15 protein-coding genes and 1 pseudogene are annotated in these 16,523 nt (G+C 42.8%); 9 read left to right on the top strand and 7 right to left on the bottom strand.

Annotated features, from left to right (window positions below; all coding sequences use genetic code 11):
- Positions 1-196: 196 nt before the first annotated feature.
- From BCU75_RS11395 to nfsA, 3 genes are all read left to right on the top strand, one after another.
- The gene (locus tag BCU75_RS11395) at positions 197-1,597 is read left to right on the top strand and encodes a DUF1254 domain-containing protein (RefSeq protein ID WP_102473925.1); all 1,401 of its coding nucleotides are present in this window, start codon (positions 197-199) and stop codon (positions 1,595-1,597) included.
- A gap of 188 nt (positions 1,598-1,785) precedes the next feature.
- On the top strand, positions 1,786-2,898 hold the full coding sequence (locus tag BCU75_RS11390) for an OmpP1/FadL family transporter (RefSeq protein WP_102473924.1): 1,113 nt from the start codon (positions 1,786-1,788) through the stop codon (positions 2,896-2,898).
- Positions 2,899-3,116: 218 nt separating this feature from the next.
- Positions 3,117-3,839: an oxygen-insensitive NADPH nitroreductase gene (gene nfsA, locus BCU75_RS11385; protein ID WP_102473923.1), complete on the top strand. Its 723-nt coding sequence runs from the start codon at positions 3,117-3,119 to the stop codon at positions 3,837-3,839.
- A 107-nt stretch (positions 3,840-3,946) separates the two neighbouring features.
- On the opposite strand, the gene BCU75_RS11380 is transcribed toward nfsA, so the two are convergent.
- Both BCU75_RS11380 and BCU75_RS11375 read right to left on the bottom strand, forming a co-directional pair.
- Positions 3,947-5,476 carry a phospholipase D family protein gene (locus BCU75_RS11380; protein WP_102473922.1) on the bottom strand — a complete coding sequence of 510 codons (1,530 nt, stop codon included), beginning with the start codon at positions 5,474-5,476 and terminating at the stop codon, positions 3,947-3,949.
- Positions 5,477-5,682: 206 nt separating this feature from the next.
- Complete coding sequence (locus BCU75_RS11375; protein ID WP_102473921.1) at positions 5,683-6,252, bottom strand: TetR/AcrR family transcriptional regulator; 570 nt, start codon at positions 6,250-6,252, stop codon at positions 5,683-5,685.
- Between the two features lie 60 nt (positions 6,253-6,312).
- Between BCU75_RS11375 and BCU75_RS11370 the strand changes: the two genes are divergently transcribed.
- The 3 genes from BCU75_RS11370 (at position 6,313) to BCU75_RS11360 (ending at position 8,003) form a co-directional block, all read left to right on the top strand.
- A complete protein-coding gene (locus tag BCU75_RS11370; protein ID WP_102473920.1) occupies positions 6,313-6,879 on the top strand; it encodes a dihydrofolate reductase family protein in 567 nt (188 codons plus the stop codon).
- 127 nt (positions 6,880-7,006) lie between these two features.
- A complete protein-coding gene (locus tag BCU75_RS11365; RefSeq protein WP_102473919.1) occupies positions 7,007-7,504 on the top strand; it encodes a hypothetical protein in 498 nt (165 codons plus the stop codon).
- 208 nt (positions 7,505-7,712) lie between these two features.
- Positions 7,713-8,003: a putative quinol monooxygenase gene (locus tag BCU75_RS11360; protein ID WP_076679371.1), complete on the top strand. Its 291-nt coding sequence runs from the start codon at positions 7,713-7,715 to the stop codon at positions 8,001-8,003.
- Between the two features lie 120 nt (positions 8,004-8,123).
- Here the strand turns inward: BCU75_RS11360 and BCU75_RS11355 are convergent.
- A pseudogene (locus BCU75_RS11355) lies at positions 8,124-8,567 on the bottom strand (LysR substrate-binding domain-containing protein); the annotation flags it as partial.
- A gap of 225 nt (positions 8,568-8,792) precedes the next feature.
- Between BCU75_RS11355 and BCU75_RS11350 the strand changes: the two are divergent.
- On the top strand, positions 8,793-9,434 hold the full coding sequence (locus BCU75_RS11350; protein ID WP_076679369.1) for a response regulator transcription factor: 642 nt from the start codon (positions 8,793-8,795) through the stop codon (positions 9,432-9,434).
- 49 nt (positions 9,435-9,483) lie between these two features.
- On the opposite strand, the gene BCU75_RS11345 is transcribed toward BCU75_RS11350, so the two are convergent.
- The 4 genes from BCU75_RS11345 to BCU75_RS11330 all read right to left on the bottom strand — a co-directional run bounded on the left by BCU75_RS11345 (position 9,484) and on the right by BCU75_RS11330 (position 14,119).
- Positions 9,484-12,009 carry a carboxypeptidase-like regulatory domain-containing protein gene (locus tag BCU75_RS11345; RefSeq protein ID WP_133148291.1) on the bottom strand — a complete coding sequence of 842 codons (2,526 nt, stop codon included), beginning with the start codon at positions 12,007-12,009 and terminating at the stop codon, positions 9,484-9,486.
- A 171-nt stretch (positions 12,010-12,180) separates the two neighbouring features.
- Entirely contained in the window at positions 12,181-12,993 is an 813-nt protein-coding gene (locus tag BCU75_RS11340) for a fimbrial biogenesis chaperone (protein WP_076679366.1), read from the bottom strand.
- A 79-nt stretch (positions 12,994-13,072) separates the two neighbouring features.
- Complete coding sequence (locus tag BCU75_RS11335; RefSeq protein WP_076679365.1) at positions 13,073-13,588, bottom strand: hypothetical protein; 516 nt, start codon at positions 13,586-13,588, stop codon at positions 13,073-13,075.
- 81 nt (positions 13,589-13,669) lie between these two features.
- Positions 13,670-14,119: a hypothetical protein gene (locus BCU75_RS11330; protein WP_076679364.1), complete on the bottom strand. Its 450-nt coding sequence runs from the start codon at positions 14,117-14,119 to the stop codon at positions 13,670-13,672.
- 162 nt (positions 14,120-14,281) lie between these two features.
- Here BCU75_RS11330 and BCU75_RS11325 point away from each other — a divergent pair, with 162 nt between their 5' ends.
- The gene (locus tag BCU75_RS11325) at positions 14,282-15,808 is read left to right on the top strand and encodes a cytochrome-c peroxidase (protein ID WP_102473917.1); all 1,527 of its coding nucleotides are present in this window, start codon (positions 14,282-14,284) and stop codon (positions 15,806-15,808) included.
- Complete coding sequence (locus tag BCU75_RS11320; protein WP_076679362.1) at positions 15,805-16,299, top strand: DUF4402 domain-containing protein; 495 nt, start codon at positions 15,805-15,807, stop codon at positions 16,297-16,299. Before BCU75_RS11325 ends, BCU75_RS11320 begins: the two co-directional genes overlap by 4 nt.
- Positions 16,300-16,523: the final 224 nt, after the last annotated feature.

The following is a 16,523-nucleotide window of genomic DNA, read 5'->3' as shown; positions in this document are numbered from 1 at the left end:
AAACAATAGCGCCTCAGCCACCCTATCTGCACACGTCGTAGATACACCTAACCAACCGAAATAAAACCAATTTAAAACAATAGCTTGAAATGAATATTAGGAGTATTAACATCCTTAATATCGGCTATTACACTCCTTAATCTCACTTACTCATATGATAAATGCTTAACTCTGTTCCTACGATCTAAGGTGTTCCATGAGAAAGCTGCTCTATAAGAAAAGTGTACTAACCAGCTTAGTGTGTTCTTTATCCAGTATTATCGCGATGCCATCCCTTGCCCAACAATCTATTAATCCTGAAGAAGAGCTCGCTTACAATCTAGGTGTTCAAGCATTTATCTATGGTACAGGGCCATTAACCGTGTCTGCAGTTAGGCAAACGACCACATCTGTTGACGCGCCAATGGACAACGCCATGGCACCATTGAATGAGATGGGTAAAACACGCGTTCTGTCCGGCCCTCAGGATAGAATTGTGCCTACCGTCAACAACGATACGCTCTACTCACAAGCTCACTACGATCTGGATTTATCTGGCCCAATGGTGATTGATATCCCTCGCACCGATAACCGTTATTACATTGTTCAGTTATTGGATGCGTACTCAGATTCGATTGAAGATCTGCACGTGAAGAATGTCGGAGACCAAGGTTCCAAAGTACTTTTGGTCAACAAAGGATGGGCTGGCGAAGTACCTGAGGGAATTGCTCGCGTAGTAGAGTCTCGCACTCCGATGGTTTGGTTAATTCAACGAACAGGCGTGTTTGGCGAGCAAGATCTTAATGATGCGTTGGTTGTTCACGATAAATTCCTCAGCTACCCACTCGATCAATTGGGCTCAGAGCATGACATCGTCGAGCTTAAAGCTTCGACAGGTCGCATCCCACCCATGGCGAGGCCTGAAGGGTTAGAGTGGTATTCGCTAATTGACCGTGAGTTACGTAAAAATCCGATTCCAGAAGATGCCGCCATCGTTGATCAATTCCAACAAATTGGTATTGGAGGATCGACACCCTTTAACCCTGAAGCGCTATCTTCAGCACAAAAAAAAGGGTTAATGCGAGCGATTGACTCTTCACAACAGATCATTCAATACGCAGGTCGAAGCATCGGTGATGTCAATAATGGTTGGTCGATGATGTACGAGGGAGGCCGCTACGGGAATGATTACCTGAGCCGAGCGAGCATCAATATGCGAGCGGCTGGTTTGAATGTGCCAGAACGAGCTCTTTATCCAAACCGATACACGGACTCCAATGGCGAACAGCTGTCAGGAGATAATCAATATCGAATGACCATGCCTGCCGATGCACCCGCTGAGGCCTTTTGGTCGTTGACCATGTATGACGCTAAAAACCTGTTCATGATTGAGAACTTCATTCAACGCTACTCCATCTCAACCAATCGTAAGGATGAGCTGAAATACGCAGAAGACGGCACCTTGCCAATATGCATTCAATACGTAAAACCGTCCGATCCGACGTGTAACTGGCTACCTGCACCTCAAGATGACTTCTATCTTCACATGCGTCTGTATGAGCCGACTCAAGCCGTTCTCGACAATGAGTATCCACTTCCACAAGTTGAAAAGCTCTAGCCTCAATTAGGTTAATTACGTCGATTAATCCAACTAAGGCAATTAAGTCGATCAAGTCAATTGCCACAGTGTTCTTAGTGTTCGGTCGTGGCAATGACTTCAATCTCCAAAAACACCACTCATATCGCTAGGAGCACGACTCAAATTACTGGAAATATGACTCATACACTGAAAATGGGGTTCTACTCTTGAAAGCACATTTCATCACACTGTCTCTGTTAATAACAGGGATCGTCAGCTCTCTCGCACATGCGGGAGGGTTAAACCTATCTCAGATTGCGACGACCAAAAGCGTTGGCACAGCAGGAACAGGGAACGTAACAGCGAGCGACGCATCAGCCGTGATCACCAATGCTGCGGGGTTATCGGCCATTGAAGAAAGCGCTTGGATTCTTGGTGTTCAATACCTCGATGTTGAAACCACTTTTGTCCGTGACGATAATTCGGCTTCGACCACGGGAAGCAGCGCGGATGTTCTCCCTCATTTGTCTTACGCCTCAAGGGTTAATGACCAATGGGTCGTGGGCGCAGCATTACACGCAGCAGGCGGCACTGGCGTTGAATACTCACACGGTGTTGGAGCAAACCCTGCTTTATTGATCAAAGAAAACAGCATTTCAGCGCTCAACTTAACCTCATCACTGTCATATCAAGTCAATGAACAACTGTCTCTTGGCGGCTCTTTGATATTGCAGCACGCAGCGCTTGAGACTCAAGCCTTGAACGGTCGAGAGCTCCAAGGAGATAGTCTTGATTTAGGGTTTGGCTTGAGTGTCTATCACCGAATAAGTGACAGCACACAGTTGGGTGTCAGTTATCAGGGCCAATTTGATCACGACCTTTCTCTTGATACCGCTAACGCTTTTGGAATTAGCTCTGAACTGACTTGGGTTCGAAGCTTAAATCTGGGGTTGAAGCATTCATTGAATGAGAGCTTAAACCTTCTATTCAGCTCCAACATGGAGACATGGCAAGATTATGATGACAAATACTCGACCACCTATTCTCTTGGCGTTGGTGTGGAATACGCCTATCAGGATTGGTTGCTGTACAGTGGCATAAGTGGTGACACGAGCCCTGTAAGTAGTCAAAACAGAGATGTATTACTCCCGCTCGATAAACAGTGGCGTATCGGATTTGGCGCTGAGAAGAAGATATCCAATGACTTACATCTTGGACTGAGCTACCAATACCAAGATCTAGGCCATGGTGAAATCAATGCTGACTCAGGAATATTTCAGCCTTCTGGCAGCTATTCGACCAACAAAGTTCACTTCATCACTTTATCTCTTCGCCATTAAAGCGAACTCTTAAGCGTTATTAGCTTCTAGCTTCTAGCTTCTAGCTTCTAGCTTCTAGCAAAAAACGATACGAAAAAGGATTGGCTAGAGAGCAATCCTTTTGATTTCATGAATATCATTTTGCCAGACAGAAAGGCTCAAACACCCTTTACGCTCATAGCAATTATCGTTATTGTGACTCTCAACGTCATCATCACAACAAGGATTGTCTGAGAGTTATGAACAGCACGATTGAAACTATTCTGGGGCACCGCTCCATTCGTCAATATACAAATCAACCGATTGAAAAAGCACAACTCGATGTGATTATTCAGGCTGGTCTCGCGGCTTCATCATCGAGTTTACTGCAGGCTGTTTCTATCGTGAGAGTGACAGACAAAGAGAAACGTAAGCTGCTAGCCGAATACGCAGGCAACCAAGCTTACGTTGAGAACGCGGCTGAGTTTTTGGTGTTCTGTATCGACTATCAACGCCACGCCCAGATCAATCCTGAAGTGAAAACCGACTTTACTGAACTGACACTGATTGGCGCGGTAGATTCTGGCATCATGGCGCAAAACTGCATGCTCGCTGCTGAATCTCTTGGATTAGGTGGCGTATATATTGGTGGTTTGCGTAACAGTGCTCAGCAAGTCGATGAATTGCTAGAACTGCCCCAACACACAGCCGTTTTATTTGGGATGTGTTTAGGTCACCCAGCACAGCAACCAGAGGTCAAGCCTCGCCTGCCTGCTCACGTGGTGATGCACGAAAACCAATACCAACCGCTGAGCTTAGATGAAATCACGAGCTACGATGAATCAATGCAAAGCTATTATGCCAACCGCTCAAGCAATCAAAAGCAGAGCAGTTGGTCACAACAGATCACGCAGAAGCTGTCTGGTGAATCTCGCCCACACATTCTGCCTTACTTGAACAGTAAACAGCTGACCAAGCGTTAAGCCGTTAAGCCGTTAAGAAATTGCAGCAAACCACAGTAAACAGCAACACAAACAAAAATGTCAGCGTATTATGCGCTGACATTTTTATTTATCCGGAGGCAATTAGCTTACAGATACTTCTCGATCGGCAGTAACTGTAGGAAACCTGACTGCATTCGTTCCCACTTACCGGTTTCAGGTTCACTATCCCAACTTTGTTCACCGGAATACCAATACACATCACCGTCTTCAAGCTCTAAACGCCAGCTATTATCTTCACTCATGGCTTGCTCAATGGTGTTTGCTAACGTTTCAGCAATCTCTTTATTCTCGATGATCAAAACTGATTCTGTATTGAGGTAGGTAGAACGTAAGTTGAAGTTAAATGAGCCTATGCTCGCGATGCTGCGGTCAAATACGACAGATTTAGCATGCAAGCCATAAGCCGTCTCAGGCGCACATTTAGATATGTCATGAGTCGATGCTTCACAAAGCTTCGATTCTGGTTTTAGCTCAAACAGGTCAATGCCGTGATCCAACATATCGTAACGTCTACCCGCATAAGCAGAGTGGTTGGTCACCAAATCATTAGAGGCCATTGAATTGGTCAGTGCCTTAATCTCGACACCCTTATTATTCAATACTTGCCATTCATCTAGCTGACCATCATCGAATACAAGGTAAGCCGATTCCAACAAGATCTCTTGTTTCGATTCACTGGCTAGTTGCCCTAAAAGAACCGCCGTTGCTTTGGGTTCATTAGTATTATCTGAATCGACAGGTACAGGGCGATCGTAAGCAAAACGAGCATTCACCCAAGTCATCTCACCAAGCACCGCTTTCAACAGGCTATCTGCTGCTTCACTATTTAATGGTAATTCAGGGTAGTTTTTGTATTTTGGAACGGTGATATCGCCAATCTTTGAAAGATCCGGTTGCTCCTCGTCACCCAACATAGCGACAGGATAAGACCAACGGCTGTCCCAATATTCAATAAAACTGGTTTGGATGGTGGTAACGACTGTGCCCATCACCAATACATCACGATCTCGGAAATTGATCTCGTCTGAAAGGTCAAAATATTCATCACCTATATTACGCCCGCCAACAACAGACAAGGTGCCATCTACGGTAAACGATTTGTTATGCATGCGGCGGTTTAAGCGAGAGAAGTCGCCAAGGAAACTTAGCCATTTACTGAAGCCACGGCGTGTGGGTGTTGGATTGAATATTCTAATCTCAACATTCGGGTGTGCATCCAATGCCGATAACAACCCTTCACGTTCGTTGAGATTGATATCATCTAGCATCACCCGCACTTTAACGCCGCGATCAGCCGCTGCTAATAAACGGCTGGCTAGGTATCTGCCCGATTCGTCAGAGTTCCAAATGTAGTATTGAATATCAATGGTGTGCTCTGCACTTTCAACTAATGCTAAGCGCTGCGCTAAAGCATCCCAACCGGATTCTTGTAAACGAACAGCGCTAGTCGCTTGCTCTGATACGGGTTGATATTCGTCCGCTAAAACCGATAAAGTGCTTGGTCCATGAGAGGTGTAAGGTTCTGCGGGATGGTCGATGCCTTCAGGTAGCGAAGAACAGCCGCCAAGAATAGCGACTAATAATAAGGTTAAGCTGATGCGTTGGAGCACAGGCATGTGTCTGACTTCCTTTTCACGATGACGTCTTTAGAAACTCTCCCGACAGCTTGCGACTCACAAACTGTTCAGGGCTATTCATTGATTATTACTGCTAAAGCCTGAAATTTATAGGTAATTATCCAGTATAAGCAAAACTTAGCGACTTCATCGTAGGGAACAGAGCACCAAATCCCCCTATTTACACATCAATCTTTGCTACAAGATCACGATGATTTCAATTGCTCGATGGCCAAACAATAGAGGCCTAGCGGCTTTCTCACCATCTCAACCGTAATCTCTGTTCTGTCTGGATTACAGTTCAATGCAAGCGCATAACCGTGTAAATAGTCCACCAGTAAATGAAGCGCACCTTCGGTTTGTTCTGATGTGAGATTCAGCGGATTCACTACCGCAGCAAAGCGCTCACCAAACACCTCGACAGGCCCAAGCGCCTTCATCGTTAGCAGAGTTTCTAGCAGACCACGGTAGTCATTCAACACCGATAGGTAACTCACACTAAGCTGATAAAGGTTCTCTTGCCACACTTGGTTTGGCTCAGGCAGTGCCACTTCACTAACCAAAGAGACAGTAATCGATTCTAAGAGGCCATTTTTGTTTTTGAAGTAATGGTATATCGCCATAGCATCGACACCGAGCTCTGTGGCTAACCCTCTAATGCTCGGTACTTTACCCCCTTCGCGCATCATGCTTTTTGCCGTCTCTAAGATCTTTTCAGCACTCAATTGACTTGATCCACTCTTGGGCCGACCTCGTTTTTGATCCTTGACAGTCATATCTCCACCTCTTAAACTAAATTTCTACACTGTAGAATATTTTAATTTAATACAGTGAGAATGCCAAGTTCCAGTTCAATTTCGGAGTTAACAATGTCAAATATTGTCTTTATCGGTGCGAGTCTTGATGGTTACATTGCAGACAAACAAGGTGGTCTAGATTGGCTACAAGCCATCCCAAATCCAGAGGGGAATGACATGGGGTACAACGCCCATATCGATCGTATTGATGCTTTGGTTATGGGCCGAAACACAATGGAGATGGTGCTGAGCTTCGGTATTGATTGGCCTTACACAAAACCAGTATATGTATTGAGTAACACGTTGACGGAAGTGCCTAAGGAACTCGAAGGCAAAGTCTTCTTGATAAAGGGCGAACTCACTCAGATCATCGAAGACCTGAACAGCAAAGGCCTTAACAATCTGTATATTGATGGCGGCGTGACTATTCAAAATTTCCTGAAAGAAGACTTGATTGATGAGCTGATCATCTCGACGATTCCGATCGTTCTTGGTGGTGGTTCTCCATTATTTGGTGACTTAATTTCTCCTCTCAACTTTACACTGAAAGGCGTCACGACTCACCTAGACGAGATAGTCACCACTCACTACCTACGTAAACGCTAGAATGGTAATCGGGTTGTACCAACTTCGAAATCATTGTTCACGTTACACACGAACAGCCGCATCTATTCAAGACTACCCAAAAGTAGTACCATTTATCGTATCTCATTCTTAATGGTATCTAGGTCTTATGAAACTTATAGTCGATCGCACTGGTGAACAGTTTTTAGAAATTCTGGAAGAATCAGGAGACAAACTGACGGTTCAGTTCATTAGTAATGAAGGCAATCGAAAGGGTAAACCCTTCCAAGATAGTTTGAGTGGCTTGTTCCTCACAGGTTGGAAGCCACGTACTACCTCAACTGCAATAGGTTTAGAGCGCTTTAAACAAGGCAAGCTTGAAGACCCTAAAGTGAGTTTCGCGCTTCACCAGCTCTACCCGCTCGGCCGAGATGTAAAATTACCTTCTGGTGATATCGCAACAATCGCGAGTTACGCGAACACACATGCCGATGGCTACTACATGTTTGTTCGCCTCAACGATGAGTTAACACGACTCAAGATTACACCAGATTGGGAACTGCAACCTTCCGTTGAAAGATTGGCGCTGCCTTATTACCGTGCCCCAAGAACTAAGGAAGAGCTCGACAATATTGACGATTTTGATGCATGGGCTGGCGGCTTTTAAAGTTTCATTAACCTACGCCTGGTAGCACGTAATCTACAAACTATTATCAATTAATTTTTGATAATAATTCAAATGTCACACTGTTTATCGTTTCAAATATTCCGACTATTATTTATCCATCGACACAGACTGCAGCTCAATAAACAAAGAGTGGCGCTGTAAAAACAGACAAATCACCATTTCGGTGAAAAATAATATAGGTACGAACATGACTCAACTAACTATCGTCGCAAATATCATCGCTAACGAAGACAAAATTGAATTGGTTAAAGCAGAGCTACTAAAACTGATAGATGTTACTCGCGCTGAAGAAGGCTGCATCAACTACGACCTTCACCAAGATAATGAAAACCCTGCTCATTTCACTTTCTATGAAAACTGGATGTCTCGCGAACTTTGGCAAACACACATGGGTAACACTCACCTTGCTGAATACATGGCGGCAACGGAAGGCAGTGTTGCAACGTTTACCCTAAATGAGATGACTAAGATTGCTTAAGTAAAGTCCAATAACCTTTTACGAGTAAGTACGCTTACAAGCTATCGAGTAAGATTTGAAAGCCCTGCTGCACTTCAGCGGGGCTTTTTCATTTGAGTAACGTTCGTAAGGTTGCCTTAACTAAAGCTTCAAACGGGGCTGAATAAAATCAATAAACGCCGAGATACGTTTAGAGACAGAAGACGACTTATAGTAAACGGCATTCACTCGTTCTCAGTCTGTATTGGCAAGTTTATCTTGTTCCAAAATAGGGATCAGACGCCCTGCTGCCATATCTTCCTGCACCATAAACCCCGATAAACAAGCAATCCCATTTCCAGCAAGCGCGAGTTGACGCACTGTTTCGCCATTACTGGCTGTCACAGTTGGCGCGACATAGCTTTGGTTTGGCAAAGGCCAGTGATTAAGTACCTTGTTTCCTGCAAAACCGATGATTTGATGCCAACTTAAATCTTCTGGTTTGGTGGGCACCCCACGCTTAGCAAGATAATAAGGCGACGCTACGATGTGGAGTAAGCTTTTACCTAAAGGGCGGGCATGAAGTGTTGAATCAGATAACTTATCCAACCCAAGAACCAACGAAGGACTCAACAGCATTGGCGATTTTTATGCATAAATGGTGGTTTTAACGCTTAAAACACATCCTAATAACGTTAGAAATTGATCTAAAACAATCTACACTGCCTATTCTGTCTAACCTAACCCAATCGGGTGATGTGCATGTAATTACATAAAAATATGATGACATATACCGAATACAAGATTTTATATGGACGTCAGCGAGTTAATATGGAAATTACAGCGCCAGAAGACCACATCGTATTTCATATCCTTGGGTTTACCCCGCTTCAAGAGTCAGACATTACACAACATATATGCCTTTGTTATCAAAGTAAGCCACCTTACCAGGTTCCAACTTACACGAAAGACCGTTATCAGCATCTCTTTCTCGTGCACGATAGCTCAGCAATGCGATTTCTAAAACAGTACCCAAACCAGAATTGCTCAAATGATATCTGCCTCTTAGTCAATAGTCCTACTAGTCAAGTTGAAGTGCTAATAGAGCATTTGCAGCATGGTTGGCGTGGGGTATTGAACACCGGGTGTACTAATAACGACTTAATGAAAGCTATTAATATTACATTGAATGGCGGTTTATGGTTCCCACGTAGAGCCTTGGACTACTTCATCATCAACACGATAGATCATTACTACCATCAAGAGTTTATTCAAACTGTCTCCAAAAGTTTCGATCTTACGAAAAAAGAGCAAGCTGTCATGCATCACCTGTTGCACGGATACAGTAACAAGCAAATCGCCTCACAAATGTTTATTAGTCTTAACACCGTGAAGACTCATATTAAGAACATCATGATGAAAACAGATTGTCATTCCCGGCATGCATTTATCAACAAGGTAGCGCAGCTATAACGAATCCATTGGACTAAGTAAAAGCACTTAACGGGGCCAATATCTAAGGTCAATTGCTAACAACAAGCTCTATTCGGATTGGCCCTACAAAGTCACCGGAATTTTGTAGAGTAATCTGATGCTCAGGGATTGGCTTTAGATTGAGGCGTTGTACCTGTTCTGGGTCGACCCTTAATCGATAGTCACCTAAAGGGACTTTATCCATGAAGAAAAAGCCGTCATATTCAGAAGTGCGCTCACTTATAACTCGACCTTTCTGATCAACCAATTGAATTTTTGCCCCAGCGATCGGTTGAAACTCCCCATTCTTAAACAAATAAGCGTCACCATCTACTTCTCCAGTAGCGATAAACGGATAATCAAAAGTTTGGATAATACCGGGACGTCCTAAAGCACTCAGACCTTCAATCGTTGGGTATAAATAAGGATCCTGCATCTTTTGATCATCAATATAGATATTCTTGCTTTCGGTTGTGCTCAGGTCTGTCATTAACAACACACCGCTTTCGGTAGCTTTGCCATTATTGAATGCTATATCTGAAAGCAATTGCTCGCTTGAATCAAATATTCCATTGCCATTAGAGTCATTAAAGGCTCGTACTTCTACCCCTCCAGTCGTCGCTAACGTGTCAGAACGAACATATAGGTGATTGGTCTTATTGACATAACCTACACTAAACGCCATCGAAAGGTGCACGTCGTAGTCTCCTTCATCATCACCATTGGCTTCAATACCAAAATCAATATTCTTATACCGTTTACTAACACGGAAACCGTAATCAGTACTCTCATTCTCTGTATCATAGCTAGTATCTATACCAACACTGTATCCGTTGGGTGAACGCCAACTTGCATCAACGCTGTAGCTAGTGATATTGCTTTCTGGCTCTAGATCATAATCAACCGAAGTTCTAAAGGTCCAATCAAACAAACGCTTAGTCAACGCAACATCCCCACTAAATTGACTCTCGCGCGAATAATACAAATCATAATTTAAAGTGTTTGACGTTTGAAAATAGCTTGTCGAAAGTGAGGTTCGTTGCTCCACGCTATATTGGTCTTTTGCATAATCCGTATCCGTTCTTTGTTCCAATTCTTCACGGCCAACGGTCAGACTGAGCCCTAAAGGGCCAAAACTATCATCTAACCGAACCTCAGATTGGCGAGCATACTCATAGACATCACGTGGCAAATCTTGTGTATCTAATCCCCAAAACTCTAAATGTTTGAGGTTAACATTAGTCGAGAGCAAGCGAGTTTGAAGTTGCCAGTCCAACCCATTGTTTTGGTCATTATCTACTAACCAATTAACTTGATTATATAGCCCCCAAAACCCTCCCGTAGCGCCGATACTGAACATGTTCTGTCGCAAACGATCATCTTGATCGTAAAGCGAGACATACCCAAAATTCATCGTCAGATTCTGGCTAACCCCGTATTCAAGACGTGTGCTGAAATGCAACTCTCCATTTGGATCGGAATACTGATCAACGCTGGTTAGATCAATGACTGGAACATCGGCTTGATTCACCCCGACTTGATAGGACCATTTTCCTGGGCTTAGCTGCTCTGAACCAATATAGATCACGTCAACTTGTTCTTGTTGCTGCCCCTCTGGACCATAAAAAACAAGTTTTATCTCATTGCGGCCAAACAACAAATTAACGTCTGAAAACTCATATAAGCCATCATTCCGGTCGTTTGCTGTCTGCATACTTATTAATTGGTTATTAACGTACAGCTCAACTTCCCAACCCGTAGTCAATGAACCACGTAAGGTCGTTCTATCAAACTCTGTCGCACTGGATAAATCTGTATTTGCTAAATACACGCCTCTACCTTCAGAGCTACTACTAAGATGCTCGATACTAGGTGTAAAGACATCACCGATCTGAAACTCTGTCGTCCCCAAAATTCCTGTATCTTCTGGGTGACGTCTGCCCAAAGACCAACGACTACTCGTTACACTTCCTTCTGAGAGCGAACCTGCAAGATAGAACTCACTCGTTAACTTTGCTAAATCACCACTGGCAAACACACTGTAGTCGGTATCCCAACGATTATTTGAGTCAAGATAGGTATCTAGCGTGATATCCATTAATGGAAATGACAACCACTGATAATCCCCTTCAATCAAAGGATATGTCGCTTGATTAGTACTGTTGTTGCTCAGGTTTCTTGCCCTTTTTTCACGCTCTATTTGTTGTTCTAAAGGAAGTGGCGTTCTTGAATTCACGTACAGAGCTAAATCTGACAGTTTTAAGTCTAGATCGATAGGGAACCACTCTTCTATCAGAGCCTTTTTGATGTATATGTCATCAAACTCTTTCAGATAATCAGCATCCGATAGGATGTAAATATCGTCATTAACAATCACTTCATTGCGCGCGAGATCTAGAGAAAAACTTTGGTCTTCTCGAATAAACCAACCTTCGGCTACACCTGCCCCCAGATCAACATCAATCGCTAGCTTTAAAGAGCGAGATAGCTCCCCTAATGGGATTAGTAATGTCCCCTCTCTTGGATACACCAACACAGCTTCATTCAACACTCTTCTTGCAAGGTGTAGTTCCAAAATTATGGGCTCATCATCTATCAGCTCATTAGCGACCGCTTGAGCTGATATGATGTATATGAGCCATAACGTAATGAGAACTAGCAGCTTTGAAAAAAGAGCGAGAAGTGACCTCTGCTTATAATTAATCACTTCCGCCCAAAACCACCTCATGGCTGGCCACCCCGCTGATCAATGTATAGCAGCGAGAGCGGACACTAAACTAAGATCCTCACTAACAAAGATCTGCTCAGTTTCGTGTCTCTTAACAACTAACTTCAACGGACTATGCCCATCCCATTTATCCAGATTCAAGTTAACCGTGCGTTGAGTTAGCGGATAGTAAAAACCCATACTTCTGAGCATCGCAATAGGCTCGTTATCCTTATCAGCATAAACATCGATGTCAGAATACACGCTCGTATTACCGTATCGATTGAACTGCATGCTCAATGACAACTGATTGTCTTTTTTAATAAAAGAATACGAATCTAGCGCAACTTGGGTATTAATTGATGGGACTTTTCGAACGAAGACAGGAATAGATAAAGACGTCGTCATGTGCAGCCCAACACTGACTTCATCATCACCCAAACTATTTTCAAGCGCTTGATTAATATCGTTGGCAGTCTCTTTGGGAACCTCAGTTAACAGAAGGTGACTTCTAAGCTCTCCTACATCTAATCTATGGCTATTTCTGGCTAGTAATTTAATGGTTTGATTTCCATTTGGCGCAATTTTTATCTGCCTTGGCGATATCCTTACATATTTTTTGGCAGAGTTTTTGACACCCTCGGATTGTTCTAACCTGCCATCGGGCTTCATCTCCATATCTACAAGACTAATACGATAAGTCTGGGCTTCCTCACTTGGGTTAAATAAATATAAATGCTGTAATCTTTGATTAGGCTCAAACTCTATTCGGTAATGACTTAAACTGACACCAGCATGAATAATTGTAGAAAAGCAGAATAAAAACAAAATAACTACATACTTATTAAACATAATACTTCCTTAATATGCGTAATATTGAGTTATAAATAATAGAATTGGAGCTTCAATAGTTTGAAGCTCCTTTTATGGATTAAATATATTTTGCTGTTAGCGTATAGCTACAGTTGATATGGCCTGTTTTACCACCCTCGATACGCATGGTGACACCAACCGGGAATGAAAACTCTTCCTCGTCACCGTTATATTTCCAAGGCAATTTCCACCACTCTTCACCTGCAACAGGGGCACGATATATAGCCGCTACTTCAGAAGTAGCAATACCACCAGTACAGCTCGCGATTGCGCCCATATCAATTTGAGAACGCTGTCCTTTTGTTCCTTTGTACTTGAATTGACCGGGTACAGCGCCAATTGCCGGCACAGATTTCAAGAACAAAAGGCCCTCATATACTTTCCCATCAGTACTTAAAGTGATATGACGATCTTTACTTGAAACTGGAAACTTACCAAACGAAGCTGCTTGGCTTTCAGTTAACGAAATAGGGTTTAAAACATCGCCACCTACTTCACAGTCAGCATTATCTTCAGCAATTGCAAGCATAGGAATTGATGATGCAACGGCTATAGCAATTAATAATTTGTTCATAACACTATCCTTAATGTTATCTGCGCTTATTCACGTATAATGTCACGTAATCTCGCACTATTAATGTCAATAACTTTGTCATCACATATATGTGGCAGCCAGATTAACCATACATTCTGCGCCAATTTTAGCGACTTTAGGCGAATGGTATGTATAGTGAACAGGCTCCATGAAGTCATCTTGCGTAGGAGTCATGTTATAGGCATCTGGCTCATCAAGCACAACGGCACCATCTTCTCCCATAGCATCGCCAATATCCTGACAACCATCTAGAACAATGGCTTGGAACTGAAGCTCATAACCTTTCGTCGCTTCAACGTTGAAGTCTAACTGTGCCTTTGTTTGTGTATCAATTAACACTTTACCAAGTGCACCATTGTTACCATTTGTTGGTGCTGACACTGTAAGCTGGTTTAACACATCTGCAGTCACCGTTGCATTTGCGCTTGATGAATCCCAATTAGCATTAGCGACAAAAGAAGAAGAAGCTAAAGCCAAACCCATACTGACAACGATATATTTATTTTTCATAATAAATTTCCTTATTTCCTACTTATTGTAATGTCAATCAAACTGTTGACACTATGAATTATGGAATCATCCATTAAATTTTCATCACCCTTTTCGGGTGATTTAAAATAATCAGAAATAATTAATATTTAAGCATGGCAATTATCTTACGTTAGGTGCGCTATGGTTAGTTCAATTGCAGTATTGACAATAAACTCGAAAGTATCTTTGTGTTATTTATTTATTATTTCTAGCATCTTTATTCTTATCGCTGGATGCTCAGATAATGAATCGACAAATAATAAAGATATACAATTAGGATCACTCATAGAAAAGAACGAACTGTCCCTTAGCCCTTTAATTAATTTGTCCGTTCCCGACATAAATTCCCCAATCGCCCAACTGGGGAAAGCACTGTTTTATAGCAAATCCTTAGGTGGAGAAGAAGATAGCGCTTGTGTAACCTGCCACCATCCGTTACTTGGAGGTGGGGATGATTTAAGCCTGTCTGTAGGTGTCGGAGCAGAGCTACCCAATCTGTTAGGCGTAGGGAGGACAACGACTGATCGTTCGGCACCTACAGTACCTAGAAATGCGCTGACCGTTTTCAATATCGCGCTTTGGGAACAAACTCTGTTCTGGGACGGACGAGTTGAAGTTGTCCACAACGTTGGGCTAAAACAAATTAATACCCCCGATGGCCAACCTGATCTCAACGCCGGTGACGAGCTGTTATTCGCCCAAGCGGCTTTTCCTGTGACGTCCTCAGAGGAGATGCGTGGACATTTTAAACAAATGGCAACGAATGATGAACTACGAAAACACCTTGCCAAGCGGCTAGCTGACGTTCCTGATTATGGGGATCCTCAGCTTGCCTTCAGCCATTGGCCCGATATGTTTCGTACGGCCTTCAACCGACCTTCGGCAAGCGCAAGTGAAGTCATCACCCCTGCAAATATTCAATTAGCCTTAAGCGCTTTCCAACGAACAATGCTCTTTGTTGATAACCCATGGTTTGCTTACTTAAAAGGGGACATATCTGCACTCACAACACAACAAAAGCACGGGGCGATTCTCTTCTATGCAGAAAAACAAAATGGAGGTGCACACTGCGCAAATTGCCATAGTGGCCTTTTGTTTTCCGATGAAAAGTTCCACCCGTTAGGCTTTCCACAAATTGGCCATGGAAAAGGAGATGGCGTTGCAGACAGTAATGGAAATACCGATGATTTTGGAAGATACCGAGTAACAAATGATATTGAAGACATCTACAAGTTCCGTACACCGACACTGCTGAACGTGGCTCATACAGCTCCTTACGGTCATGCTGGAAGTTTCAACAGTCTAAAGGAAGTGATTACTTATTCTGCCAACCCATCACTATCATCTTCTACGTATTTTCTGGAGCATCAATGGTGTCAAAGCTCCCAACTATCTCGTTTAGAGGACTGTATGGAACTCTACCCTTTGGTTAAAGAACGAACCCAACAGTCGCTTTCTGCACGTCAAGCGTTTGAACAAAAACATCCAATTTCGGTCACTCTAACTGATAACGAGATTGAAGATATAGAAGCATTCCTTCATGCATTAACAGATCCATGCATTCTTAACAAAGAGTGCATGAAGCCTTGGCTCTACGATTCACCCGTTATAAACGACCCAGATGAAAACGTACTTCGAGCCGTGAGCGAATCAGGAGAATTGTTATGAAAACCATCAAGAGCTTGACTTTGTTTTTTTCTGTTTTTGTACTGATTACCAATACACATGCCTCTATTGACACTGCAGAGCGCCATTTAAAGAGGCTTCAATTGAAACAAGTCGAGAGTTTCGATTTTGGAAGACTCATAAGAAATGGAAACCTAAAGGGCACAATTACCATTTCTCCGTCCGGGCAAGTCATCGAAAGAAACATAAGAGCATTGGAGCGAATTAAGCCAGCTCTGTTCTATTTATGTGGCGAACCTAACCATAAATTTCAACTCGAATTGCCAACTCAGGTTAATTTGAAATCAATCAAAGCGAGTTCAATCTCCATAGGAGATTTCACTAGCAATTTGAACAACTGGGAAGGTCAATTACCAGTATCCGGGTGCAAAAACATAAGGATCGGAGCAACCATTGAGTGGTATTCGCACAAAAATATAGGTGGCATCGACAGTCACTTCCCAATTTCAGTCCACTATGTTAATCCCCAGTAGAACAAAACAGACAATTTTTAGACTACAGTTCTAATTAGAATAATGTTTTTCATCATCATAGGAACAACAAATTTATAGTCCATACTTATATCTGATATTAGGAATACACTGTTGAATAAACCTCATTTATAGATGATCATAAAAACAAATAAAATCACATTCAATTTGATCTCAATCAGTTAATTCATCACTTGATAAAGTTTTATTAAAACTTCACCCATTAG

Source organism: Vibrio splendidus, assembly GCF_002873455.1.
Taxonomy (GTDB): domain Bacteria; phylum Pseudomonadota; class Gammaproteobacteria; order Enterobacterales; family Vibrionaceae; genus Vibrio; species Vibrio splendidus_J.
Note: the sequence above shows the minus strand (reverse complement) of the source record. Positions and strands in the feature narration are given on the sequence as shown.